We start from the raw sequence: 24,843 nt of genomic DNA on the forward strand, positions 1-24,843 counted from the left end.
GGAACCGCGGGACCCTGGGACGGTAGGTGTCGTGGGGCTGCCGTGGTGTTTGCTGCCGGGACCGTCACGCGCCCGTCGGCTGCGGGTGGTGTTACGTCAGGCCTGTTGGAACGTACCCTCGGTGACACTCGTTCGGAATCGTTGGGCGCCGCCGAGATCGGTGACGGTGTGTGAGGAAGGACCTGGCATTGGCACGTCGCTCGGCACGAGCGTCGGGAGGCATCTCCGTCGGCGCCCGGCTCGGAGCACTTGGTGCTCTGCTCGCCATCCTCTTCGGCCTCATGGCTGTCACCGGCACCTGGACGCCCAAGCTCGGCCTTGACCTCCAGGGCGGGACGAGTGTCATCCTCACGCCACGGTCGGTGACCGGTGGCTCGATCGACGACTCGGCGCTGAACAAGGCCGTCGACGTCATCCGCAGCCGGGTCGACGGCCTCGGTGTCGCCGAGGCGGAGGTGCGCCGCACCGGCGGCACCATCGAGATCTCGGTGCCCGGCCGCGGCCGCAACGACGTCGTGGCGCTGGTGGGCCAGACGGCCGAACTGCGGTTCCGTGAGGTTGCCGGGTCGGCTGCCGCGCAGTCCACGGCTACGCCGACCCCGTCGGCGACCGGCAGCCCGTCCGCGACGACGGCGCCGTCCGCCACCCCGTCCACGGGAGCGGCCGCGAACCCGACCCCAGCGGCGGCTCCGGCCACCGGCTCGCCGGCGCCGGCCGCGACGAGCGCGCCGGCCACCCAGAAGCCGGCGGCGCTGGGTCTCCCCGGAGCTGACAGCGGGTCCGGCCTCACGCTCCAGCCGGCGGCGTACATCGCGCCGGCGGGTGCGGGCGGGGCACGCATCCAGCTCGCGGCGGCCACCAACGCGACCAGCCTGGCGGCGAGCACGCTCGCGGCCGCGACGACGAGCTCACCTGCCGCTGCGGCCTCACCGGCGGCCTCCGCCGCGACGGGCCAGCCGAGCGCTGCCGCCACGACGCCCGCGGCACCCGCCGCGTCCGCGTCGCCGTCCGCCGACCAGGCCGCGAGCGGCACCAGCGCGGACGCGACGACACCGCCTGCCGATGTCCAGGAGAAGTTCGCCAACCTGACCTGCACGGCCAGCGGGGTCCGCGGCTCCGCGGTGAGCCTGGACCGCCCCGAGGACTGGACCGCCGCCTGCGACCGGGACGGCACGACCAAGTACCTGCTCAAGCCCGCGGCCCTGGTCGGGACGGACGTGAAGTCGGCCTCGGCCGGCCTGCTCAGCGGTGGCGGCACGACGAGCGTGACCACCGGCCAGTGGGTCGTCAACGTCGACTTCACCGGCAACGGCCAGAAGAAGTTCACCGCACTCACGGAGAAGACGGTCGGCAGCCAGGTCGCGATCGTGCTCGACGGTGTCGTCCAGTCCGCGCCGCAGACCAACGAGCGCATCTCGGGCTCGGCGCAGATCTCGGGGGACTTCTCCCAGTCCGAGGCGCAGGACCTCGCCGACGTCCTGCGGTTCGGCGCGCTGCCGCTGGCCTTCGAGCGTTCGCAGGCAGAGTCGGTGTCCCCGACGCTCGGGCGTGAGTCGCTGCACGGCGGCCTGCTGGCCGGCGCCATCGGTCTCGGTCTCGTGGTGATCTACTCGTTCCTGTACTACCGTGCGCTCGGCGTCGTCGTGATCACCTCGCTCGCGGTGAGCGCCGCGCTGAACTACGCCGCGGTCACGCTGCTCGGGGATGCGATCGGCTTCACCCTGACGCTGGCCGGTATCGCCGGTCTCATCGTCTCGATCGGTGTGACAGCCGACTCGTTCGTCGTCTACTTCGAACGGATCAAGGACGAGGTCCGTGCCGGCCGGAGCGTGCGGACGTCCGTCGACCGCGCCTGGCCGGCGGCCCGGCGGACCATGCTCTCCGCCGACACGGTTTCCTTCCTCGCCGCGGCGGTGCTGTACATCCTGTCGGTCGGGTCCGTGCGTGGATTCGCGTTCACCCTCGGCCTGTCGACCCTGGTCGACGTGCTGATCATGTTCATCTTCACCCGTCCGCTTGTCACGGCGCTGGTCCGCCGGCCCCTGTTCAGCACCAGCCGGTACTCCGGGCTGACGGTGCGTTCGGTGGGCGGCGCGTCGCAGCCGCGGTCTCCGCGGCTGTCCAAGCGCACCCCAGGGCCGGGCCGTCCGGCCGCCGCCGGCGCGGGTGCCGGTGACGACGTGGACCCCGGCTCCCTGGACGGGGACGGCGACCAGGCGGATGACGGCGGGTCAGGCCCGCCGAACCAGGCTCCCCGGCTCACGAAGTCGGGGCCGGCGCGGCAGGGAACGGGCCGGCGCACTGCCGGGCAGAGGCGGGAGCACTGACATGTCGATGCTGGGGCGTCTCTACCGCAGCGAGTTCCACGTCGACTTCGTCGGCCGCCGGCGGGTCTGGTATGTCGTGTCCGGAGTGCTGCTCACGATCTGTGTGCTGAGCATGATTGTCCGCGGGTTCACGCTGGGTATCGAGTTCAAGGGCGGGGCCGTCTTCCAGTTCCCGGCGAACGGCGGCACCGTCGAGCAGGTCAAGGATGTCCTCAGCGACAGCGGGGTCGACGCCTCCGACAGCGTCGTCCAGCAGCTCGAGACGTCCAAGCAGTTCCGGGTCCAGACACCCACGCTGTCCGACGAGGAGACCGCGCGGGTGGAGGACGCCCTCGCGAAGCGTTTCAACGTCGCGAACCCGGACGAGAACATCGCGGTCTCGACCGTCGGGTCATCCTGGGGATCCACCATCACGAACAAGGCGATCAAGGGTCTGATCGTCTTTCTCATACTGGTGATGATCTATCTGTCGGTGCGGTTCGAGTGGAAGATGGCCGTGGCCGCGATGGCGGCACTCGTCCACGACCTCGTCGTCACCATGGGTATCTACTCCCTGGTCGGCTTCGAGGTCACCCCGTCCACGATCATTGCTGTGCTGACCATTCTCGGTTTCTCGCTGTATGACACGGTCGTGGTCTTCGACCGGGTACGGGAGAACACCGCCGGAATGGCGACGTCGTCGCGGCGGACCTACGCGGAGGCGACCAACGACGCGCTCAACGAGACGCTGGTCCGGTCGCTCAACACATCACTGATCGCGCTCATCCCGGTGGCGTCGCTGCTGTTCGTCGGCGCCGGGCTGCTGGGTGCCGGCACGCTGAAGGACCTCGCGCTCGCCCAGTTCGTCGGTATCGCCTCCGGCACCTACTCCTCGCTGTTCTTCGCGACCCCGCTGCTCGTCGACCTCAAGCGCAACGAGTCGGATGTGCGCGCGCTGGACGCGCGGGTGGGGCGGGCCCGGGCGAGCCGGGCCAAGGCGGCCCGCGCCGCCGAGACCGGGCAGACCAGCCGGTCGGTGCGGTCCCGTCAGGGTGCGGACCCGGCCGGCCTGGACGCCGACGTGGACGAGCCGGACGTGCGCGAGCCCGGCGACGCCGTGGGTGTTGCCAGTGGGATGCGCACCGCCTCGGCGGCAGCCGCGGCTGGACATGTCGGTGTTCCGTCCGCGCAACGGCGTGGCCCGCGGTCGAAGCCGACCCAGCCCCGGCGCTCCGGTGGTAAGAAGCGTTCGCGCTAGGGGGACGCGGGTCCGCCGCGCGTAAGGCAGGGCGAGGCCGGTGCGGAGCCGGGCGAACTGTGCGAAGTATCATGAACTAGATGTAAGGCATGTAAGACGCGAAACGGAATGAAACCGGCACGGCATCGGCGTGGACACGGTCGCCCGATCGGGCGACGACGAAATTCTGAAGCGGAGAGGTCACCACGATGACGAGCGTCGAAAGCGGGCCGGCTCTGGGCGCGGCAGCGGAGGTGCTCGCCGCCCACGTCCGCGATGTCCAGGATTTCCCCAAGCCTGGAGTCGTCTTCAAGGACATCACCCCGCTGCTGTCCACCCCGGCGGCGTTCGGGGTGGTCATCGGTGCCCTGGCGGATCTCGCGCGAGACCTGTCGGTCACCACGATCGCGGGGATCGAGGCGCGCGGATTCCTGCTGGCGGCACCTGTCGCCGACCGGATCGGCGCGGGCCTCGTGCCGGTGCGCAAGGCGGGCAAGCTGCCGGGGGCGACCCGCCGCGAGACCTACGACCTGGAATACGGCACCGCCACCCTGGAGATCCACCAGGACGCGGTGGCCGCGGGGGAGCGGGTCCTGCTCGTCGATGACGTGCTCGCCACCGGTGGAACCGCCGCCGCCGCGCACAACCTGCTGCGTGGATGCGGCGCGGATGTGGTCGGTCTCGCGGTCCTGATGGAGCTGAGTTTCCTGGCCGGGCGCGACCGGACGGGTGCGCTGCCGGTCACCTCGATCATGACTCTCTGATCGGCTGAGCCGGTCCGGCGTCACCACGTTCCGCTGGGTGGCAGGTGTTCGAGGGGTGTGGCGCGCCACGGCCACCTGCGTGTGGCCGCCGCGGGGTCTGCCCGGGGTTGCGGAAGGCCGCGCGGACCAGCAGCGTTAACCTCGATGTCAGGAGCCTTTCGCACATCCGTGCCATGGCCGAAGCGCAACGCAGGAGCGGCCCGTGCCCGAGGCGCCGCCGGTGACCACCGGAGCTGTGCCCGCGGCCGCGTCATCCGTCGGGGAGACGCGGCCGTTGTCGGCTGCCCTGAGCGCGGAGGGGTCCGTCGCACACGGCGAGGCCGGCCACGGTGAGGTGACTCAGGCCGCGGCCGGCGGGTCCCAGGCCGTGCCCGCGCCGCCCGCGGTGTCGATGGTGTCCGCGACGGCGGGCGGTGAGGACGACGCGGAAAGCGGGTCCCCGGTGGTGCCACGGCTGGGCCACGAGTCCCCACCACTGCCCCGTCGGGTGCGGGGGCGCTTCTCGCGCCTCGGTACTCATCGGGCCACGCCGCCGTCGTCGTTGGACCCGGTGCTGCGCGGGCTCGTCGCGAACCATCCGCGGGCTGACATCGCGCCGGTTCAGCACGCCTTCGAGGTGGCCGACGCGGCGCACGCCGGCCAGGTCCGCTTCTCCGGGCACCCGTACATCACCCATCCGATCGCGGTCGCGAGCATCCTTGCCGACCTCGGGATGGACATCCCGACCCTCTGCGCCGCGCTGCTGCACGACACCCTGGAGGAGACGGACCTCCCGCCCGAGACGATCGAGGCCGAGTTCGGCCCGCAGGTGCTGCAGATCGTCGACGCGGTCAGCAAGCTCAACCGGGTCAAGGTCGGCGAGGCGGCGCAGACCGAGACCATCCGTCGCATGGTGGTCGCGATGGCCCGCGACCCGCGTGCGCTGGTGGTGAAGCTCGCGGACCGGCTGCACAACATGCGGACGCTGCGCTTCCTGCCCGAGCACAAGCAGGAGCGCAAGGCCCGCGAAACCCTGGAGATCTACGCGCCACTGGCCCACCGCCTCGGGATGAACTCCCTCAAGTGGGAGCTGGAGGACCTGGCGTTCGCCGCGCTGTACCCGAAGCGTTACGACGAGATCGTCCGGCTCGTCGCGGATCGCGCGCCCAGCCGGGACGTCTACCTCACGGAGACGTCCACGCAGGTCCAGGCGCAGCTCGCCGAGGCGCGGATCAAGGCCGTGGTGACCGGCCGGCCCAAGCACTACTACTCGATCTACCAGAAGATGGTCGTGCGCGGCCGGTCGTTCGAGGACATCTACGACCTGGTGGGCATCCGGGTCCTGGTCGACTCGGTCCGGGACTGCTATGCCGCGCTGGGCACGGTCCACGCGAACTGGAAGCCCATTCCGGGCCGGTTCAAGGACTACATCGCGATGCCCAAGTACAACATGTACCAGTCGTTGCACACGACGGTCATCGGGCCCGAGGGCAAGCCGGTCGAACTGCAGATTCGCACCCATTCCATGCATAACCGGGCCGAATACGGCATTGCGGCGCACTGGAAGTACAAGGAGGACGGCACCGGCTCGCGCTCCGGCGGCTCCGGCTCCGGCGGCTCCGGCCGGCGCGGGGGAGCCAAGGCCGCCGGGGGCGCCGGCGGGACCGATCCGAACCTGCACAACTGGCTGCGCCAGATCCTGGACTGGCAGCGTGAGACCGCGGATCCGGGGGAGTTCCTCGACAGCCTGCGCTTCGACGCCGCCGCCGACGAGGTCTTCGTCTTCACGCCGAAGAGCGACGTCATCCCGTTGCCGCTCGGTTCGACGCCGATCGACTTCGCCTACGCGGTGCACACCGACATCGGCAACCAGTGCGTAGGCGCCCGGGTCAACGGCCGGCTGGCCGCCCTGGACACCGAGCTGGAGAACGGCGACGTGGTGGAGGTCTTCACCTCCCGCGCACATTCCGCCGGGCCCAGCGAGGACTGGCTGATGTTCGTGCGCTCCACCCGGGCCCGGACGAAGATCCGCCAGTGGCACGCGCGGGAGCGCCGCGAGGACGCGATCGTCGCCGGCCGGGACGCGATCGGCCGGGCGATGCGCCGCCATGGCCTGCCGCTGGCCCGGCTGATGGCCGGCGACGCGCTGCTGACGCTGGCGAAGGACATGCGTTACGCCGACGTCGCGGCTCTGTATGCGGCGGTCGGCGAGAACAACGTCAGCGCGCAGGCGGTGGTGAACCGGCTGCTGCAGAGCCTGGGCGGCCCGGAGAGCGCCGAGGAGGACGCGGCCGAGACCGAGCTGCCGATCCGGGCGCTGCGCCGTTCCGGCGGCGATCCGGGTGTGATCGTCACAGGTGCGGCGGACGTCTGGGTGAAGCTCGCGCGGTGCTGCACCCCGATGCCCGGCGACGAGATCGCCGGCTTCGTGACCCGGGGCAAGGGCGTCTCGGTGCACCGCACCGACTGCGTGAACCTCGTCAGCCTGCGCGGCGGCCCGCACGACCGGACCGTCGCGGTGGAGTGGGCGCCGTCATCCGGCTCGGTGTTCCTGGTGGTGATCCAGGTCGAGGCCCTCGACCGGACCAGGCTGCTGTCGGATGTGACCCGGGTGTTGTCCGATCACCACGTCAACATCCTCTCCGCGTCGGTCACCACGACCCGGGAGCAGGTGGCGGTCAGCCGTTTCACCTTCGAAATGGGTGACGCCAAGCATCTCGGCCACATTCTCGACGCCGTCAGATCCACCGACGGCGTGTACGACTGTTTCCGGGTCACCTCGGACGTACAGAGCTGACTGCGAGCGCGAGGGGGCACGCCGTGAATGCTGAGGCCGCGGGAGCGGGTCTGCCGGCGGGCGGCTTCTCGCCCGCGCTGTCCCGAGCGGACGGCGACGACGGTGACTCGCGGACAGTCATCGCGGCCCGCCAGGCCAGCCTCCGGCTGGCGCACCTGGCCCGCCGGATGGCCGCGCCGCGAACCCCGCAGGTGCCCCCCGAACTGCGTGATCTCGTCGAGGCACACCGGGACTTCCACCCGAAGGCCGACATCGCCGCGGTGATCCGCGCCTACTCGGTGGCGGAGCGCCTGCACGCCGGCCAGACCAGGCGTAGCGGCGACCCGTACATCAGCCATCCGCTCGCGGTCGCGGAGGTCCTCGCCGAGCTGGGCGTCGACACCACGACCATCATCGCGGCACTGCTGCACGACACCGTCGAGGACACCGGCTACTCGCTCACCGCCGTCACCGCGGAGTTCAGCGGTGAGGTCGCCAACCTGGTCGACGGCGTGACCAAGCTGGACAAGATGCGTTTCGGGGAGGCCGCGGAGGCGGAGACCCTGCGCAAGCTGATCGTCGCGCTCGCCCGCGACTACCGGGTCCTCGTCATCAAGATCGCCGACCGGCTGCACAACATGCGCACGCTGGGGTTCATGTCGCCGGCCAAGCAGCAGAAGATCTCGCGGGTCACGCTGGAGGTCCTGGCGCCGCTGGCGCACCGCCTCGGAGTGAGCGTGATCAAACGCGAGCTGGAGGACCGCGCGTTCGCCGTTCTCAACCCCGAGGAGCACCGCCGGATCTCCGGCCTGGTGGACGACTTCACCGCCGCGGAGCGGGCCAGCGGCACGGTCTCCGGGTTGGTGGACCAGCTACGGACGGCACTCGCCGAGGCCAGGGTCGACGGGGCGGTCTCTGTCCGGATCAGCCACATCTTCTCGATCTTCAAGCGGGCACAGGAGCGTGGCCGCCCGCCGCGGGACTACACGGACATCGTCCGCGTACTCGTCCTCGTGGACGACATCACGGACTGCTATGCCGCGCTCGGTGTCATCCACGGTGTGTGGCGCCCGGTGCCGGGGCGGCTGCGCGACTTCGTCGCGACCCCCAAGTTCAACATGTACCAGAGCCTGCACACGTCCGTGACGGACGACTCCGGGCGCACCGTCGACATCCAGATCCGCACCCCGTCCATGCATCGGCTGGCCGAGACCGGCATCGTGGCGAAGCCGGTCGGGCCGGGCGCCGACGGCGCCCGCCTCGAAGGCCTGTCCTGGCTGCACAGCCTGCTGGACTGGCAGGTCGACACGGTCGACCCGGGGGAGTTCCTGGAATCGCTGTCCTCGGACCTGAACTCCGACGAGGTGCTGACCTTCACCCCGAAGGGCAAGATGATCGCGCTGCCCGCGCGCTCCTCACCGGTCGACGTGGCCTACGCGGTGCACACCGATGTGGGGCACCGCGCCATCGGTGCCCGGGTGAACGGCCGGCTGGTCCCGCTGCACACCCGGCTGCGCAACGGCGACGTCGTCGAGATCCTCACCTCGAACCTGCCGGGAGCGGGGCCGAGCGAGGACTGGCTTGACTTCGTGCGGACATCCCGGGCCCGGGTCCGGATCCGCAAGCGCCTGGCCCGGCAGCGCCGGGACGTCCACGGTCGGTCACCACACGGCATCGCGAGCGGCCTGACCTGGCCGCTCGGGCACTCGGGCGACCCAGCCCGGCGTGATGGCGAGACCCGGCCGGCGGTTGGGCCGTGGATCAGGCCGGACGTCGGAGCGCCGGGCGTCGGAGCGCCGGGCGGGACCGGGAGGATCACACCCGGGCCGGTCGAGCGGCCTGGCCAGGCCGCCGTGACCACCCACGGTGCCGGGAGTCCGGCCGACGCGACCCCGGACGCCCAGCCCGTGGACGTCGGCGTACCGCAGACCGCACCGGCGGCGGCGCAGGCCGCGCTGACAGGGCAGGCTGTCCCGACGGCGGCAGTCGCCCTCGGCGGCACCACCGTGCCGACCGCTCCTTCCGAGCCCACCGCTCCTGCCGCGGCCTCGCATGGCGGGGCCTCGCGTGGCGCCCGGCGGGTGCGGCGTTCCGTGCCGGGAAAGCAGGGCGAGCGATCGGGCGACGCCGGTGGTCTCGCGGGCCGCGAAACCGCCGGGGAGGTCGCGGCACGGGGCGCCGCCCGCCGTGGAACGCAGAACTGGGCGGGCTTCGCCGAGATCGAGGGCACGGATGTGCCAGTGCGTCTCGCGCGATGTTGTCTTCCGCTCCCCGGAGACAAGGTCGTCGGTTTCACGACGCACAGCAGTGCTGTCTCGCTGCATCGTCGGGAATGCGCGAACGTCGCCTCCTCGGCGTCATCACGCGAGCAGGTGACCGTGGCGGGATGGGCCGCTGCGGAGAGTCAGACCTTCCCCACCGAAATCGCGGTTGAGGCCTTCGATCGTTACGGCCTGCTGGCAGATATAACCGAAGTTCTCTCCGACACCTCCGCGTCGGTGCGTGCGGCGTCGACCTCGACTTCGGAGGACCGGGTGGCGCACGCCCGCTTCACGATTGAGGTCACCGGCCCCGAACAGCTCGATCGGGTGCTGGCGGCGGTACGCAGCGTTGGCGGTGTCTACGACTGTTACCGGGCCTGCCAGACGATCGTGTGACGACGGGGGCGGGACCCGGGAGACTTATGCGCTCCGTGTCGCTATGGTCCCGGAAGTCGCTTTTCAACATTCCCCGGGCCCGATCGGGCCGTGTACCGAAAGAATCACCCGTGGTCATCGGTGAAAAAACGCCGGCGCCGACGGCGGTCCGATGTAGAGTATCTCGCATCGCCATCGGTTATGGGTGGGAGTACGCGTGGGATTCCTTCAGGTCATCACGAGCATCGACTCACCAGACGCAGCGGACCGTATCGGCAGGGCGCTCGTCGAGCGGCGCCTTGTTGCCTGTTTCCAGGTGGTCGGGCCGATTCGGAGCACTTACCGGTGGAACGGCGAGATCGAGCAGTCGGAGGAATGGCTCTGCCTCGCCAAAACAACGAGTGAACGGCTGGCCGACCTGATCGCGGAGATCACCGCCGCGCACCCATACGAGACGCCCGAGATCATTGCGACCCCTATCGTGTCGGGTCACACGGACTATCTCGACTGGATCACGGCGGAGACCGCCCCGTCGATCCGGAGCTGACGCTCCGGCCTTACACGAGCGCGCGAAGCTGCTCGTCGAGATCCCGGACGGCCTGGGTGTTCTGCCAGGGCCGCAGATGCTCCCGGACCCGCCGGATCCTGGTGAGCCCCAGTGAGAAGTCGGTTGCCGCGACGATGGCCAGCGACTCGGCCGCGTACTGGGTCGCGGCGTCGATCTCCCGCCGCTGAATGTGCACCTCGGCGACATCGCCGAGTAACAAGGAGCGCTTCTTGGTGCCGCTGTGCGGAGATGTGGCACGCAGCGCCTCCGTCGCTGCGGCGTGGGCGGCGGCCGGCCGGCGCAGCCTCGTGTAGGTCGTGACCTTGATGCCGTCAAGCCGGCTACGGTCGAAGAACTGGGTCCAGACCCGGTCGCCGTCGTCGGCGCGGTCGAAGGCCTCCTGAGCGCGGTCCAACGCGGCCAGTGCCGCCCGCCCCTCGCCGCGGGCGGCCTGTTCCTCGGCCTCCCGCCCAGCCAGCCACGCCCGGGTCATGATGGTGCTCGCGCCCGCGGCGCGGCGCTGCGCCTCTGCCAGCAGCGCGCAGGCCTGGTCGTGACGACCGAGCCCGGCGCTGTGGTAGCTCTCGTAACCCAGCACGCAGGCCCACAGCGCGCTGTCGTCGGCTTCCCGCGCCGCCTCGATCGCGACCCGGTAGTACGCCAGGGCGCCCGGGACGTCGTTCATGTCGAACGCGAGCCAGCCGGCCAGCGCCGCGGTCTCGCCGGCGGTCGCCGCGAGGTCGCGGCGTGCCGACGATCGGCCGCTGGACTCCAACAGCTGTGTGAGCGTCCCAAGATGACCGGTGACCCTGGGGAACAGGGCCCGGGCGGGAACGCGCTCCTCCAGGCTGTACAGGCCCGCCGTGCATCGGCTCAGCTCGTCCGTCAGCTCCGGGGTGACGGTGGTGCGCCGGCGCAGCGCCGCGGACAGCCGCTCCCACGGCGCGTTGTCGGGCCCGGCCGTGCCCAGCGGGACGACGGCGACGCCACCCGCGGCGGCGAAAAGCCGCAGGAACCCGCGGCGCTCGACGGGAATGTCACCGGACGGTTCAGCCCCGGCCTCTGCCTGGATGAGAACGGTTCCGGCCGGGCCGATGCCGTGGGAAAGCTTGTCCGTGGCGGCGGGGAGCCGGCCGGCCAGGCCGGTGCTGGGGTCGTCGTCGACGAAGCCGAGTTCAGCCGAGGAGCGCTCGAACAGCGCGCGCAACAACCGCTGGTAGCGAAGGCTGGGCTTTTTGTCGCCCTTCTCCCACTTGCAGATCATATTTCCGGTGACACCGGCCTCGCGGCCCTCGTGGATGACGGAGAAGCGTCGGATCTCGCTCGCCAGGCGTTCCTGCGACCAGCCGCGTTCCTCTCGACTGGTGCGAAGCCGAACGTTCGGAGTACGGGCCGGGCCGGCGGTGGCCGGCCTGGGGTCGTTTGGTCGCATGCTCCTTGGCGAGGTGTGACCCGCCGACGTTCCTGCCGGGCGCTCCATCGGGACCTCCGAGTCAAGCAGTTGACTTCAGGAGCTTAACCGTGTGTTAGCAAAGGCGGTGATACCCCTCGTGTGGTCCTTCGGTGACAAGAAACAGGCAAATCATCGAACGGGCGACCGCGCTCCGTGACGGCACGCGGCGTCATCGTCTCGCCGGTGCGTCACCATAGAGTCTGGTGTGTGAGAGCTGGTCCTCTGCCCCCGAGCCCCCGTGGCCCACGCGCGCGCGTCCAGGCCCGGCCGCTGCGGGAGTGGCAACGCGCCGCCCTGGAGATCTACCGCTCGCGCACCGCCTCGGGCGGGCGGGACTTTCTGGCGGTGGCGACGCCGGGTGCGGGCAAGACGACCTTCGCCCTGGAGATCGCCGCCGAGCTGCTGGCCGCCGGTGAGGTCCGGGCGGTGACGGTGGTGGCCCCGACGGACCACCTGAAGCGGCAGTGGGCCGGTGCGGCCTCGGCCGTCGGCATCGATCTGGACCCGACGTTCCGCAACTCCGCCGGTGCGACCGCGTCCGACTACACGGGTGTGGCCGTCACCTACGCTCAGGTCGCGGCGCATCCGGCGCTGCACCGGATGCGTACGGCGGCCCGGCGCACCCTGGTGATCCTCGACGAGATCCACCACGCGGGGGACTCGCTTTCCTGGGGTGAGGCGGTGCGTGAGGCGTTCACGCCGGCCGCCCGTCGGCTGGCGCTCACCGGAACACCGTTCCGGTCGGATGTCAGTCCGATTCCCTTCGTCACCTACCTGCCAGACGCGGAGGGCGTCACCCGCAGCGTCGCGGACTCCAGCTACGGCTATGCGGACGCGCTGCGCGATGGTGTGGTCCGCCCCGTGCTCTTCCTGGCCTATTCCGGCGAGATGTCGTGGCGGACGAGCGCGGGTGCCGAGCTGAGCGCGCGGCTCGGTGAGCCGCTGAACAGCGAGCAGACCGCCGCGGCGTGGCGTACCGCGCTCGACCCGCAGGGCAACTGGATGCCGGCGGTCCTCGCGGCGGCTGACACCCGGCTCTCCCAGGTGCGCCGGGGCGGCATGCCGGACGCCGGCGGCCTGGTCATCGCGACCGACCACACCACCGCCCGCGCCTACGCCGGCCTGCTGCGGCGGATCACCGGGACGTCTCCGGTCGTGGTCCTCTCCGACGACCCCACCGCGAGCTCGAAGATCGCTACCTTCCGGGAGTCGACGGACCGCTGGATGGTCGCCGTCCGGATGGTCAGTGAGGGCGTCGACGTCCCCCGGCTGGCGGTCGGCGTGTATGCCACCTCTGCCTCGACACCGCTGTACTTCGCGCAGGCGGTCGGTCGGTTCGTCCGCGGCCGCGGCCGCTCGGAGACGGCGTCGGTCTTCCTGCCGAGTGTGCCCGCACTGCTTGCGCTGGCCGGTGAGATGGAGGTCCAGCGCGACCACGCGCTGGACAAGCCGATGCGCGAGCCGGACGCCTTCGACGACGACGCCCTGCGGGAGGCGAACCGCCGCCGGGACACGCCGGACAAGCCAGACAGCCCGTTCACCGCGCTCGGATCGTCCGCCCAGCTGGACAGGGTGATCTTCGACGGTGGTGAGTTCGGGACCACGGCCCAGGCCGGATCGCCGGAGGAGGAGGACTTCCTCGGCCTGCCCGGGCTGCTCGAACCCGATCAGGTCGCGACCCTGCTGCGGCAGCGTGAGGCCGCGCAGCGGGCCGCCGCGGCGAAGGCCTCCGCGGCTGCCGCCGCGTCCACCGAGCCGGTGGTCCCGGCGGCCAGGCAGGGCGAGGCGGCGGGGGAGGCAGAGGCGGCCGACCGTCCGGTCCACGAGCGGATCGGGGAGCTGCGCAAGGAGCTCAACAAGCTGGTGGCCGCGCACTACCACCGGACCGGCAAGCCCCACGGGATGATCCACGCGGAGCTGCGCAGGTCCTGCGGTGGCCCCCCGAGCGCGCAGGCCAGCGCCGCGCAGCTACAGGCGCGGATCGACACCGTCCGCCGCTGGGCGGGCTGACCACAGCGCCCACCGCGCCCACCGCGGCCACAGCGCCCACCGCGGGCCTGGCCGGCGATGCCGCCGGCCTCGCGGTGGGCGATGCTGGACCGGTGTGGTGCTGGACCGGCGCCGGGCGGGTTTACTGCTCCTGGTTGATCTCGATCGACCGGATCTGGGCCTTGCTGGCCGGGGTGCCGTCCGAGCCACCGCCCTCGATGCCCGGGGAGGTCAGCTTGTCCAGCACGTCGAGGCCCTCGGTGATGTGGCCGAAGACGGTGTAGCCACCGGCCAGCGCCGACGCGCCGTCCGCGGTGGGATCGGCGTAGTTGATGAAGAACTGGCTGCCGTTGCTGTCCGGCTGGCTGCTGTGCGCCATCGCCAGCACGCCGCGGTTGTAGTTCACGCCCTCGGTGTTCTCGTTGGCGTACCCGAAGCCGGGGCCGCCCGTGCCGGTCGCCGTGGGGTCGCCGCACTGCAGGACGCTGATGCCGGCGTCGGCACCGCCGGTCTGGCGGTGGCAGGCGGTGTCGGTGTAGAACCCCGCCTCGGCGAGGGAGCGCAGCGCGTTGACGGTGCAGGGAGCCTTGTCCGCGTCCAGCGCGGCGGTGATCGTGCCCTGGTCGGTGGTGATGACCATCGTGGCCGGGTTCTTGTTCACCGTCGCGGCGGCGGTGGGCAGCGAGACCTGGCGCGAGGGCGCCTCGCCGGTCGACGTGTAGACGCAGTCGCCGACCTTGCTGGTCTGGCCGGCTGGCAGCGCCGAGGTCTTCGGCGTGGTGGCCGTCTGCGTGGGCGCGGTCGAGGTGAGCTCGTTGTTGTCGTCGGAGCCACCACTGAGCAGGACGCTCGCGATCACCGAACCCACGATCGCGACCACGACCACCGCCGCGATGACGGTGATGCGCTTGCGCTGTCGCAGGTGGGCCTCACGCCGCCGCTGTGCCTGGCGCGCCGCCCGCGCGGCGGCGAGCTCTCGCTGCCGCCGTTCCCTCGTGCTCGACACCGTCGCCGGCCTCCCGCTTCTGTTGTCCCGTGACCGCCGGATGGTCCTCAGGCGGTCGATGTGCCGTCCACGTCCCCGTCGCGGACGAGTCTGTCGAGGTGGCCTGTGGACGACCTGTGAGAAGGCGGGCGACCGGTGGGCCGGACGCGTGCCGTCGATCTCGGCCGCGGCGCGGCCCGGCAGGACGCGGCCCTCGGGGATCTGACCTTGGCCACTTTCGTCACACAGGGTACTCGCCGGGATCGTGGCGGAATCCGGTGCGCAGGATTCGGTCGCGGTGTCGTGTGACGTGTCGTGTGACGTGTCGTGTGAGGTGCGGGCGCGGGGCCGCGGGCGCCGGTGTGCTGCGGGCACAGCGCTGTGCGGGGGCCCGGTCGAGTCGCGCCGTCGAGGTGGACATGGCGCTTGAAGGAAGAGGGCCCCTCGGGTGCGGCTGATAGCGTCTTGGCTCAGGACCCGACGCGAAGGCTGACACGAATTCATGCTCGACAAGCGCTTCATCCGGGACAATCCCGACGCCGTTAAGGACGCCGTACGGCTCAAGGGTGTCGATCTCGACGTGGACGAGCTGCTTGCGCTCGACCAGGAGAACCGCAAGCTGCAGTTCGAGGTCGACGAGGCACAGGCGCGCCGCAAGTCCTTCGCCAAGCAGTTCGCCAAGGCGGACGAGGCCCGTCGCGCCGAGCTGCGCGCGGAGCACGTCGAGTTCGACCGGCAGCTGCAGGACCTGCGCGAGCGGCTGGCCCAGACCAGCGCCCGGCTGTCCGAGCTGATGCTGCTCGCGCCGGGCATTCCCTGGGAGGGCGCGCCGGTCGGGCCGGACGAGTCCGCGAACGTGGTCATCCGCACCGTCGGGACGCGCCCCGAGTTCGACTTCCCGCCGCTTGACCACACCGAGCTCGCGGAGAAGCGGGGCTGGGCCGAGTTCGCCCGCGCCCGCAGGGTCGCCGGCGAGCGGGCGTACGCACTGGTCGGTGACATGGTCATGCTGGAGCGGGCGGTGCATTCCTATGCGCTGGACCTGCTGCGCGAGCGGGACTTCACCCCGGTCGCGGTGCCCGCGCTGGTCAAGGAGGCACCGCTCGTCGGCACCGGGATGTTCCCCAAGGGCCGGGACGAGATCTACGAGATTCCAGCCGACGACGCGTTTCTCGCCGGCACCGCCGAGGTCGCCCTGGTGGGGCTGCATTCCGGGGAGATCCTCGACGCCGGCCAGCTGCCGATCCGGTATGCCGGTATCTCGCCGTGCTTCCGCCGGGAGATCGGCAGCGCCAGCCGCGACGTCCGCGGGCTGCTGCGGGTCCACCAGTTCGAGAAGGTCGAGCAGTTCGTCCTGTGCGTGAACGACCCGGCCGAGTCCGCCCGCTGGCACGCCGAGCTCCTCGCCACCGCGGAGCGCATCCTGACCGATCTCGGCCTGCACTACGAGGTCGTCGAATGCGCGACCGGGGACATGGGCCTGGGTAAGTTCCGCATGAACGACATCAACACCTGGTTTCCCACGCTCGACCGTTTCCGGGAGACCCACAGCTGTTCGACGCTGCATGACTGGCAGGCCCGGCGGGCGAACCTCCGTTACCGCGACTCAGGTGGGAACATCCACTTCGCGCACACGCTGAACAACACCGCGGTGGCGACACCCCGGCTGCTGGCCGCGATTCTGGAGAACTTCCAGACCGCCGACCAGCAGGTTCGCGTACCGGAGGTGCTGCGGCCCTACCTGGGCGGGCGCGACCTGCTCTGACCGGGCGCCCTGCTCTGATCGAGCGACCTGTGCTGATCGGGCGCCCTGTTCTCACCGGCTGCCCGGTCGCGCCGTGAGTACGCGGCCCGGACGAGACCGGGTGCCGCGACACCGAGGCGCCGGCCCAGCCCGACTGACACCCGCCGGTCGAGGATCTGGTAGTCGGCGCGTTCGATCTCGTCCAGGATTCCGCTGTACAGCCGGAACGCGGTCGACACGCAGTCCCGGGACGTCGGATGCAGCAGCCGGATGCCCGGGCGGGCGGAACGGAACAGCTCCCGCGCACGGGCTATCTCGAACGCCAGCAGGCGGCGCACCGGGCCGTCGGCCACCCCCGTGGCGAGGTGATCCCAGGTCACCCCGAACAGGTCCAGCGAGCTCTGCGGCAGGTATACGCGCCCGCGCCGCAGGTCCTCACCGATGTCCCGGATGAAGTTCGCGAGCTGGAAGGCGATACCGAGATCGCGGGCGTAGGGTTCCGCCGCGGGGTTCACCGGCTCGAGAATGGGCAGCATCTGCAGACCGATGACCACCGCCGAGCCGTGGATGTAGACCATGAGGTCATCCCAGGTGGCGTAGCTGGTGATCGTCAGGTCCATGGCCATGGACGCCAGGAAGGTCTCGAAATAGCCGACCGGCAGATCGAACCGCCGAATCGTGTGCAGCACGGCGGGCAGCACCGTCGCCTCAGCATCGGCGGCCTCAGCATCCGCGGCCTCACCTTCAGCCGATGCGCCGGTTTCCGCCGCCGTGACGTCGGCTCCGGCGGCCAGTGAGGTCACCAGGGTGCTGCCCCACCGCCGCAGCCACTGTGCCTTCGCCTCGTCGGTCAGCGTGGAGTCGAGATCGTCGACGATCTCGTCGGCATAGCGCGCGAAGCCGTAGAGGGCGTGGACATGAGGCCGTTTCCACTTCGGCAGCAGGAGAGTGGCCAGGTAATAGGTGCGCCCGTGCGCCGCGTTGAGTTCCCGCGCCCGGCGGTAGGAGGCACGTAGCCGCTCATCAGTGACGCCGGCGGCGTCCAGTTCGCCGCGGAGACCGCCCACACCAGCCAGAGTAGTCGAAGTCGCCTGAGCAGCGGGTTCAGGGCAGCCGTGAGGAGAAGGCCAGGGAGAGCGCCGCCGCGGCCAGACCGAGACCGAGGGAAAGACCGATGAACCAGGACGTTATCTCACGGTATTCGGTGCGATACCCGATGGAGCTGCCCAGGCCGCGGTAAACGGACTGCAGCTCGTCACCGGTGGTCGCCCGGTGGTAGGAGCCACCGGTCTGCTCGGCCAGCTCGCGCAGCGCGTCCTCGTTCACGGGGACGGGAATCTGCTGCCCGCCGACATCGAGGGTTCCGTCCGAGGTGCCGTAGGCGATGGTGTCGACCGGAACCTCGGCGTCCCGCGCGGCGGTGGCGGCCTGGGTGTTCGGCCGGCCGCGGGTCGTCTCGCCGTCGGAGAGCAGGACGATCGCGGCGGGCGGTGGTGGCTGGCCCTCGTCCGACATCCGCTCGCCGGCGGTGGTGATCGCCTGCAGTGAGGCGAAGATGCCCTCACCGACCGCGGTCGCGGGGCCGAGCTGCAGGCCGCGGATGCCGGACCGGACCGACTCCCGGTCGGTGGAGGCCGGGACCAGCACGGCCGCCGACCCGGCGAACGAGACCAGACCGAGGTTGATGCGGGGCGGCAACTGGTCGACGAACGCCTGGGCGCCCTGCTTCGCGGCTTCGAGGCGGGTCGGCTGGATGTCGGTGGCCGCCATCGAGTTCGACACGTCGATCGCCAGGATGATGGTGGCGCGCTCGCGGGGAACCCGCTCGGCCCGCGCCGGTCGCGCCAGCGAGATCACCAACCCGGCCAGGGTGAGCAGCAGCAGTGCCGCCGGCACATGGCGGCGCCACCACTGCGGCCGCCGCGGCAGCACGCTGGACAGCAGTGCCGTCGAGGACAGCCGCGCCGCGTAGACCCGCCGGCGCATCGACACCACGATGTACGCCGCCGCCAGCGCGGCCACCGCGACGAAGAGCCACAGCCAGTGGCCCGCGAGGAAGCTCACGCGCCCGCACCCACCGGTGGCCGCCGGGCCGCGCCACGGGTCACCCGCGCCGCCGACACGTACCGGACGATGTCGACCAGCCAGTCCGAGTCCGTGCGCAGCACCAGGTGCCCGGCTCCCACCCGGCGCAGCGTCAGCGCCACCTGGGCACGGTGCTCGGCCGCGGCCCGGCTGTAGCGCTCGCGGACCCGCCGCGACGAGGTGGGTACCTCCAGCACCGCGCCGGTCTCCGCGTCCACGACGGAGAGCAGCCCGACGGACGGCAGGGCCAGCTCGGCGGGGTCGAGGACCTCCACGGCAAGCAGCTGATGGCGTGCCGCGAGTGCCCGCATCGGCCGCTCCCAGCCCAGGTCGGTGGAGAGGAAGTCGCTTATGACCACGGCGAGGCCACGGCGGCGGCGCGGCCGGTCCATCGCGGCGACCGCCGCGGCGAGGTCGGTGGCCGCGGAATGGTCAGGCCGCCGCACGGGACGGTCGTGAGCCGCCTCGGGAACGGACAGGAGCGCCCGCAGCAGGGTCCGCAGCCCCTGGCGGCCCGGTCGGGCTGGAATCAGCTGCGGCCCGGTCGGGGTCAGGGCGAGGGCGCCCATCCGGTTGCCGGTGCGGGCGGTGAGGAAGCCGATCGCGGCCGTGGCCGCGATCGCCAGCTCCCGCTTGCGGATCGAGGTGGTGCCGAACTCCTGGCTGGCGGTGAGATCCACCAGCGCCCAGGTCTCCAGCTCCCGGTCGGCGACAAGGTCGTGCACATGCGGGACCGTCGTCCGCGCGGTCACGGCCCAGTCCATCCGCCGGACGTCGTCGCCGACGTGGTACTCGCGGCTTTCGGCCTTCTCGGTCCCCTGACCAGGCAGGAGACCGAGGTGGTCACCGAGGAGCATGCCGTCCAGGCGGCGGTTGACGGCGAGTTCGAGGCCGCGCAGCGTCCGCTCCACCGACGGTGAGGTCGCCGGTGGCTGGGAGATCACCTGCGGCGTGGTCGCGCCGGTCCGATCGGACCGTTTCACCGCGCCGGCCCGCCGTCGAAGTACTCGGGGAAGCCGGTCCGCGGATCGGTGTGCCAGCGCCCGGAATGGGTCGGCGGCGGTGAACGGTGCCCGTTGCGCAGGCCGTGCTCGGCCGCGTTCTGCTGGCGGGGGGCGATCTGGGGAGGCGGCAGCGCGCCGAGGATGCGCCGAGCGATCTCCTCGGCGGTAAGCCCTTCGGCAAGAGCCTCGTAGGAGAGCACCAGGCGGTGCGGCAGCACGTCGAGTGCCACCGCCGCGACGTCGTCGGGGACGACGTAGTCACGTCCGCGCAGCAGCGCCAGCGCCCGCGCGGCGGAGATGAGCCCGAGCGACGCGCGCGGTGAGGCACCGTAGGCCAGATGCCCGCCGAGCTCGGGCAGGTTGACCTCGGCCGGCGAACGGGTGGCGAGCACCAGGCGGACGGCGTATTCGGTGATCGCGTGGTGGACGAACACGTCGTCCGCACGGTTCTGCAGGCGGATGAGCGCGTCCGGGTCGAGGACGGTCTCCGCGGTGGGTGGACGCACCCCCATCCGCCGGACGATCTCCAGCTCCTCGGCCGCGTTCGGATAGGGAACCGTCACCTTCATGAGGAAACGGTCACGCTGCGCCTCCGGCAGGGGATACACGCCTTCGGACTCGATCGGGTTCTGCGTCGCGAGAACGAGGAAGGGGAGCGGCAGCGGATGGGTCACCCCGCCCAGGGATACCTGCCGTTCCGACATGACCTCCAACAACGCCGACTGGACCTTGGCCGGTGCACGGTTGATTTCGTCAGCGAGAACGAAGTTGGCGAACACCGGGCCGAGCTCTATATCGAACGTCTCCCGGCTGCCGCGGAAGATCCGCGTCCCGATGATGTCGGAGGGGACCAGATCGCTGGTGAACTGGATCCGCACGAAGGAGCCACCGACGACTGTCGCCAGCGTCTGCACGGCCAGCGTCTTCGCGACGCCGGGCACGCCCTCCAGCAGGCAGTGCCCGCGGGCGAGCAGCGCGACCAGCATGCGCTCGACCATGTGGTCCTGACCGACGATGACCTTCTTGACCTCGAAGAGCGCTCGTTCCAGCAGCGCGGCGTCGGCGGCCACGTCGTGGGCCGGCGGATCGGCGGGCGTCCGGGCCTCGACGTCGGATGCCGCCACGCCGGGATCGGTCGTCCACTCGTTCATGAGTCCATCCTCCCAGACAACAGACGGAATCGAGGGCCCGAGGACTCGGGACAGTGTGGTCGGAAGCCTCTTCTAAGGCGCTCTTCAGGAACTCCGTCATCTGATGGCGGCGGGCAATCCTGGTGAACACACGGTGGAATCACGGAATGTCGACCAGCGCCCGGGTGCGGTAACCGCGATCACGGCCGAGGACCCGCTCCGCCGCCAGTCGGCCTGAAATCAACACCATGGGCACCCCCACCCCGGGCCGGGTGCCACTTCCGGTGAAGATCACGTTGTCGAGGCCGGGTGCCAGGTTGCCGGGCCGGAACGGCCCCGTCTGGGAGAACGTGTGCGCCGCGGCGAACGGAGCTCCCGCGGCCATGCCGCGGCTGCGCCAGTCCGCCGGGGTGGTGATCTGCTCCACCTCGACCGCCGAGCCGAAGTCGGCGTAGCCGGCGCGCTCGAGGACGGCGACGACCTCGTCGCGATAGCGGGGGCCGAGGACCGACCAGTCCAGCGGCGCGGTGAGGTTCGGAGTGGGGAACAGGACGTAGTAGCTGTGCGCGCCGGCCGGTGCCGCCGCGGGCTCGGTCACCGACGCTGTGCTCACAAGAAACGACGGGTCGCTCATCAGCTCGCCGCGACTGATGATCTCCTCGAAGGTGCGCCGCCAGGCCTGCCCGAAGTGGATCGTGTGATGCGTCGCCTCGGGATGGGCGACACGGGCGCCGGCGAGCAGCAGGAAGCAGGACGGCGAGAAGCGCAGCCGGGCCAGCCGGGCCGGCGCGACCGACGGGGGAAGCAGATCGCGGTAGGCCACCGGAAGATCGGGATTCAGGATCACCACGTCCGCCGGCACCCGCTCACCGTCAGCCGTGTGCACGGCCACCGCCCGCCCGCCACGCACCTCGACCCGGCTCACCTCGGACCCGTAGCGGAAGACCGCCCCGTGCCGGGCCGCCGCGTCCGCCATGGCCGTGGCCACGGCATGCGGGCCGCCGTCGACGTGGTAGACCCCGGCCACCGAATCCATGTAGGAGATCACCGCGTAGAGCGCCAGCGCCCGGTGCGGATCGAGACCGGCGTACATCGCCTGGAAGGAGAACAGCCGTCGGGTCCGCGGGTCGCGCAGGTACCGCCCGACCACGGTGTCGAGGCGCCGGAAGCCACCGAGCGCGGCGACCCGGGCCAGGGACGGGCGCAGCAGCGCCAGCGGCGAGTCGACCTGGGCGTCGATGAAGTCCCGCATCTCGGCCCGGAACATGCGGGTGGCGAAGTCGGTGAAACGGCGGAAGCCCGCGGCCTCCGCGGGCCCGCACAGGTCCCGCACCCCCTGTTCGGTGTCCGCCGGGTCGGCCCGGACGTCCAGGACGGAGCCGTCGGCGAACCGTGCCCGGTACATCGGGTCGAGTCGGCGCAGGGTCAGCCACCTGTCCAGGTCCTCGCCCACGGAGTCGAACGCGTCGGCAATCAGCTCCGGCATGGTCAGCACGGTCGGACCGGTGTCGAAGCGGTAGCCGCCCAGCCGCAACGACCCCGCCCGACCGCCAGGGGAGTCCTCCCGTTCGAGCACGGTCACCCGTCGGCCGGCACCGGTCAGCCGCAGCGCGGCTGACAGCCCACCCAACCCCGCCCCGACGATCACGACGTGCTCCGCCGGTCCGGTCACTGTTCGCATGGGCCGTCCTCTCCGCCGCGCCTCTGCTCCGCCGCGCCTCTGCCGCAGGTCCAGCGTTTCACCAGGACGGACGGCGGTGCGGCCGGGACCACCTCGGTGGGTTCCGGGCGGAGCCCGCCCTGAGACGACCGTGGCGGGGAATCGTCGTTTCGACCTGTACCGGTCCGCCGACCTGCTGATCTGCCACCAGGTCGTGGCGCCGCCGGGGGAGCCGTGCATCTCACCACCCGCCGGGCCGTCCGGCCCGGTCCGACCGGCTGGGAAACCGGTAGCGTTCGACCGTCCCGATCTGTGAACCGCGTGCCGTCCGTGTTCGCGGTTCGCGGCTCCCACGCCCGGAGGTGTCGTGTCCGATCTGGTGGTCGTTGCGCTCGGCATCATGCTGCTTCTGGTCGCCGGCAGCGCCTTCGCCCTGCTGCGCATGCCGCCGGAGCGGCTGGAGAGCACGGTTGACGGGGTGGGGGCCGTCGAGGCCCGGCTCGCCGCCGGCCGGGTGGAGATCGGTGAGTACGACCGTTCGAACGTCCGGGTCGAGATCCTCGCGCGCCGCCGGCCGGGGCGGACCCGGCCGGTGCTGACCCGCGCGGGCGACGTGCTGCGCCTGGACGGCACCTCCAGCGACGCGGTCGTCCGGCTGAAGCTGCCGCGAGGGACGAAGGGCCGGGCGGAGGTCAGAACCGGAGAGATCACGCTCTGGGGATCTGCCGGTGACCTGCTTCTGGTCACCGAGAGCGGCGGGATCACCGGTCGCGAGCTCACAGGTGGCCGGATCAATGCCCGTAGCCGCAGCGGCGACGTCAACCTGCACTTCGATGCGCCTCCGGACAACCTGTCCGCGGTAAGCGAGGAGGGCATGGTGATCCTCGTTCTTCCCGACGGCGACTACGAGGTGGAGGTGGAGACCGGCAACCCGCAGCTGGCGTCGGTCGAGCTGCCCAACGTGCCCGCGGCCCGCCGGCGGGTGTTCGCGCGCAGTGTCGCCGGCAAGATCTGGATCAAGCGTGCCTCCGAGCAGGGGCCGGTCCGCATCTGAGCGGGGCGGAATCTGAGCGGGGCGGACCCGGTCCGGGCCTCCGTCACTGCGGGACTACGCTCGTATCCCATGACGGGGTTCCACGCATGACAGCAGTCGGGAACGCGGCGAGGACGACGGCCAGGACGGTGGCGGAGTGCCTGGCCTCGGGGCGGACGTCGTTCTCCTTCGAGTTCTTTCCGCCGAAGACGGCCGAGGGTGAGCGGCAGCTGTGGACGGCCCTGCGTGAGGTCGAGGCGTTGCAGCCGAGTTTTGTCTCCGTCACCTACGGCGCCGGTGGTTCGACGCGGGACGGAACCATTCGGGTCACCGAGCGGATCGCCACCGAGACGACCCTGACGCCGATCGGCCACCTCACCGCGGTGAACCACTCCGTGGCCGAGCTGCGGCAGGTCATCGGGGGCTATGCCGGTGCTGGTGTACGTAACGTTCTGGCGCTGCGTGGTGACCCTCCGGGTGATCCTCAGGCGGAGTGGGTGCGTCATCCCGACGGTGTCGCGTATGCCGAGGATCTCGTCCGGCTGCTCCGTTCACTGGGGGACTTCTGCGTCGGCGTCGCGGCCTTCCCGGACAAACATCCCCGGTCTCCTGACCTGGAGACGGACGCGCGTTTTCTGGTCCAGAAACTGGACGCCGGCGCGGACTTCGCGATCACCCAGTTCTTCTTCGGTGCCGACGACTATTTCCGGCTGGTCGAGCGCGTTCGTCGGCTGGGTTGTGACGCGCCGATTATTCCCGGTGTCATGCCTGTCACCAACGTTGCGCAGATCGTGCGTATGGCGCAGCTGTCCGGGGCTGAGTTTCCGGCCGATCTCGCCGCTCGGCTGCAGGCTGTGGCCGATGATCCGGCCGCTGTTCGCGCCATCGGGATCGAGGTGGCCACCGAGCTCTCCGAACGGTTGCTGGCCGGCGGAGCACCAGGGATTCACTTCATCACGCTGAACCGCTCCGGTGCGACGCGGGAGATCTATCGGGCGCTCAACGGCTGAAACCCGGCAGCGCAACGACTGGGCGGCCGGGCGCCGGCCGCCCAGGGACGTCGGCGGTCAGGCGCGCAGCCACCCGGTCTGGCTCCGCCCCATCGGCTGCCGACCCCACCCGTCGCCGGGCCCGATCCGGCCGAGCCTTCGGTCCGGTCCGGCGCGCCCGGAGCGGGCCGAAGTGGGCGCGGCGGCCGGGTCTGTCAGTGCGGCGGTACCGATCCCCGGGTGTCGAGTCGGCTCAGTCCTGGTCCTCGTAGGCGTCAAAAACGCAGAGTAGCCATTCGTCGCGGAACGTCTGCTCCCGTACGAGAGCGAATCCGGCGTGGTTCGCCGCGTCGACCACGGCGGTAACCAGACCGAGATCGAGAGTGTTGAACACCTGGGTGATTCGCACGGCGAGGACCACCTGGTCGCGATGGGCGCTGAAAGCGTGATCCGGGTCCAAATCCTCAATGGACTCGACGACACCGGTCGGCTGGTCGGATACCACGACGGAACTCTACGGCGCGGG

At 71.0% G+C, this 24,843-nt stretch carries 18 protein-coding genes; 10 read left to right on the plus strand and 8 right to left on the minus strand.

Annotated features, from left to right (window positions below):
* Positions 1-188: 188 nt before the first annotated feature.
* The 6 genes from secD (at position 189) to cutA (ending at position 10,245) form a co-directional block, all read left to right on the plus strand.
* The gene (gene secD / locus FREUN1FDRAFT_RS14765) at positions 189-2,327 is read left to right on the plus strand and encodes a protein translocase subunit SecD (RefSeq protein ID WP_006540892.1); all 2,139 of its coding nucleotides are present in this window, start codon (positions 189-191) and stop codon (positions 2,325-2,327) included.
* Between the two features lies 1 nt (position 2,328).
* Entirely contained in the window at positions 2,329-3,564 is a 1,236-nt protein-coding gene (gene secF / locus FREUN1FDRAFT_RS14770) for a protein translocase subunit SecF (RefSeq protein ID WP_006540893.1), read from the plus strand.
* Between the two features lie 188 nt (positions 3,565-3,752).
* Positions 3,753-4,307, plus strand: a complete 555-nt coding sequence (locus tag FREUN1FDRAFT_RS14775) for an adenine phosphoribosyltransferase (RefSeq protein WP_006540894.1) — start codon at positions 3,753-3,755, stop codon at positions 4,305-4,307.
* Between the two features lie 202 nt (positions 4,308-4,509).
* Positions 4,510-7,083: a bifunctional (p)ppGpp synthetase/guanosine-3',5'-bis(diphosphate) 3'-pyrophosphohydrolase gene (locus FREUN1FDRAFT_RS14780; protein WP_006540895.1), complete on the plus strand. Its 2,574-nt coding sequence runs from the start codon at positions 4,510-4,512 to the stop codon at positions 7,081-7,083.
* Positions 7,084-7,106: 23 nt separating this feature from the next.
* Positions 7,107-9,719, plus strand: coding sequence for a bifunctional (p)ppGpp synthetase/guanosine-3',5'-bis(diphosphate) 3'-pyrophosphohydrolase (locus tag FREUN1FDRAFT_RS14785; RefSeq protein WP_006540896.1), 2,613 nt, complete (start codon positions 7,107-7,109; stop codon positions 9,717-9,719).
* A gap of 196 nt (positions 9,720-9,915) precedes the next feature.
* Entirely contained in the window at positions 9,916-10,245 is a 330-nt protein-coding gene (cutA, locus tag FREUN1FDRAFT_RS14790) for a divalent-cation tolerance protein CutA (protein ID WP_006540897.1), read from the plus strand.
* A 10-nt stretch (positions 10,246-10,255) separates the two neighbouring features.
* Here cutA and FREUN1FDRAFT_RS14795 read toward each other — a convergent pair whose 3' ends face one another.
* Entirely contained in the window at positions 10,256-11,725 is a 1,470-nt protein-coding gene (locus FREUN1FDRAFT_RS14795; protein WP_006540898.1) for a helix-turn-helix transcriptional regulator, read from the minus strand.
* Between the two features lie 180 nt (positions 11,726-11,905).
* Between FREUN1FDRAFT_RS14795 and FREUN1FDRAFT_RS14800 the strand changes: the two genes are divergently transcribed.
* Complete coding sequence (locus tag FREUN1FDRAFT_RS14800) at positions 11,906-13,708, plus strand: DEAD/DEAH box helicase (RefSeq protein WP_006540899.1); 1,803 nt, start codon at positions 11,906-11,908, stop codon at positions 13,706-13,708.
* A 121-nt stretch (positions 13,709-13,829) separates the two neighbouring features.
* Here FREUN1FDRAFT_RS14800 and FREUN1FDRAFT_RS14805 read toward each other — a convergent pair whose 3' ends face one another.
* The gene (locus FREUN1FDRAFT_RS14805) at positions 13,830-14,693 is read right to left on the minus strand and encodes a peptidylprolyl isomerase (protein WP_006540900.1); all 864 of its coding nucleotides are present in this window, start codon (positions 14,691-14,693) and stop codon (positions 13,830-13,832) included.
* Positions 14,694-15,174: 481 nt separating this feature from the next.
* On the opposite strand from FREUN1FDRAFT_RS14805, the gene serS reads away from it, so the two are divergent.
* Complete coding sequence (gene serS, locus FREUN1FDRAFT_RS14810; protein WP_006540901.1) at positions 15,175-16,437, plus strand: serine--tRNA ligase; 1,263 nt, start codon at positions 15,175-15,177, stop codon at positions 16,435-16,437.
* On the opposite strand, the gene FREUN1FDRAFT_RS14815 is transcribed toward serS, so the two are convergent.
* From FREUN1FDRAFT_RS14815 to crtI, 5 genes are all read right to left on the minus strand, one after another.
* Positions 16,410-17,483 (minus strand): phytoene/squalene synthase family protein, encoded by a 1,074-nt coding sequence (locus FREUN1FDRAFT_RS14815; RefSeq protein ID WP_006540902.1) that lies wholly within the window; start codon positions 17,481-17,483, stop codon positions 16,410-16,412. The two genes, serS and FREUN1FDRAFT_RS14815, sit on opposite strands and share 28 nt — an antisense overlap.
* 37 nt (positions 17,484-17,520) lie before the next feature.
* On the minus strand, positions 17,521-18,480 hold the full coding sequence (locus FREUN1FDRAFT_RS14820) for a VWA domain-containing protein (protein WP_006540903.1): 960 nt from the start codon (positions 18,478-18,480) through the stop codon (positions 17,521-17,523).
* A complete protein-coding gene (locus FREUN1FDRAFT_RS14825; RefSeq protein ID WP_006540904.1) occupies positions 18,477-19,484 on the minus strand; it encodes a DUF58 domain-containing protein in 1,008 nt (335 codons plus the stop codon). The genes FREUN1FDRAFT_RS14820 and FREUN1FDRAFT_RS14825 overlap by 4 nt, the downstream gene beginning before the upstream one ends.
* Positions 19,481-20,656: a MoxR family ATPase gene (locus FREUN1FDRAFT_RS14830; protein ID WP_006540905.1), complete on the minus strand. Its 1,176-nt coding sequence runs from the start codon at positions 20,654-20,656 to the stop codon at positions 19,481-19,483. The genes FREUN1FDRAFT_RS14825 and FREUN1FDRAFT_RS14830 overlap by 4 nt, the downstream gene beginning before the upstream one ends.
* A 139-nt stretch (positions 20,657-20,795) precedes the next feature.
* Positions 20,796-22,316 carry a phytoene desaturase family protein gene (gene crtI / locus FREUN1FDRAFT_RS14835; protein WP_006540906.1) on the minus strand — a complete coding sequence of 507 codons (1,521 nt, stop codon included), beginning with the start codon at positions 22,314-22,316 and terminating at the stop codon, positions 20,796-20,798.
* A gap of 346 nt (positions 22,317-22,662) precedes the next feature.
* On the opposite strand from crtI, the gene FREUN1FDRAFT_RS14840 reads away from it, so the two are divergent.
* Together FREUN1FDRAFT_RS14840 and metF are read left to right on the plus strand one after the other, a co-directional pair.
* A complete protein-coding gene (locus tag FREUN1FDRAFT_RS14840) occupies positions 22,663-23,349 on the plus strand; it encodes a DUF4097 family beta strand repeat-containing protein (RefSeq protein ID WP_006540907.1) in 687 nt (228 codons plus the stop codon).
* Positions 23,350-23,435: 86 nt separating this feature from the next.
* Positions 23,436-24,338 (plus strand): methylenetetrahydrofolate reductase [NAD(P)H], encoded by a 903-nt coding sequence (metF, locus tag FREUN1FDRAFT_RS14845; RefSeq protein WP_006540908.1) that lies wholly within the window; start codon positions 23,436-23,438, stop codon positions 24,336-24,338.
* A gap of 232 nt (positions 24,339-24,570) precedes the next feature.
* Here the strand turns inward: metF and FREUN1FDRAFT_RS14850 are convergent, their stop codons facing one another.
* Positions 24,571-24,822: a hypothetical protein gene (locus FREUN1FDRAFT_RS14850; protein ID WP_006540910.1), complete on the minus strand. Its 252-nt coding sequence runs from the start codon at positions 24,820-24,822 to the stop codon at positions 24,571-24,573.
* Positions 24,823-24,843: the final 21 nt, after the last annotated feature.

This window comes from Parafrankia sp. EUN1f, from assembly GCF_000177675.1.
GTDB lineage: Bacteria > Actinomycetota > Actinomycetes > Frankiales > Frankiaceae > Parafrankia.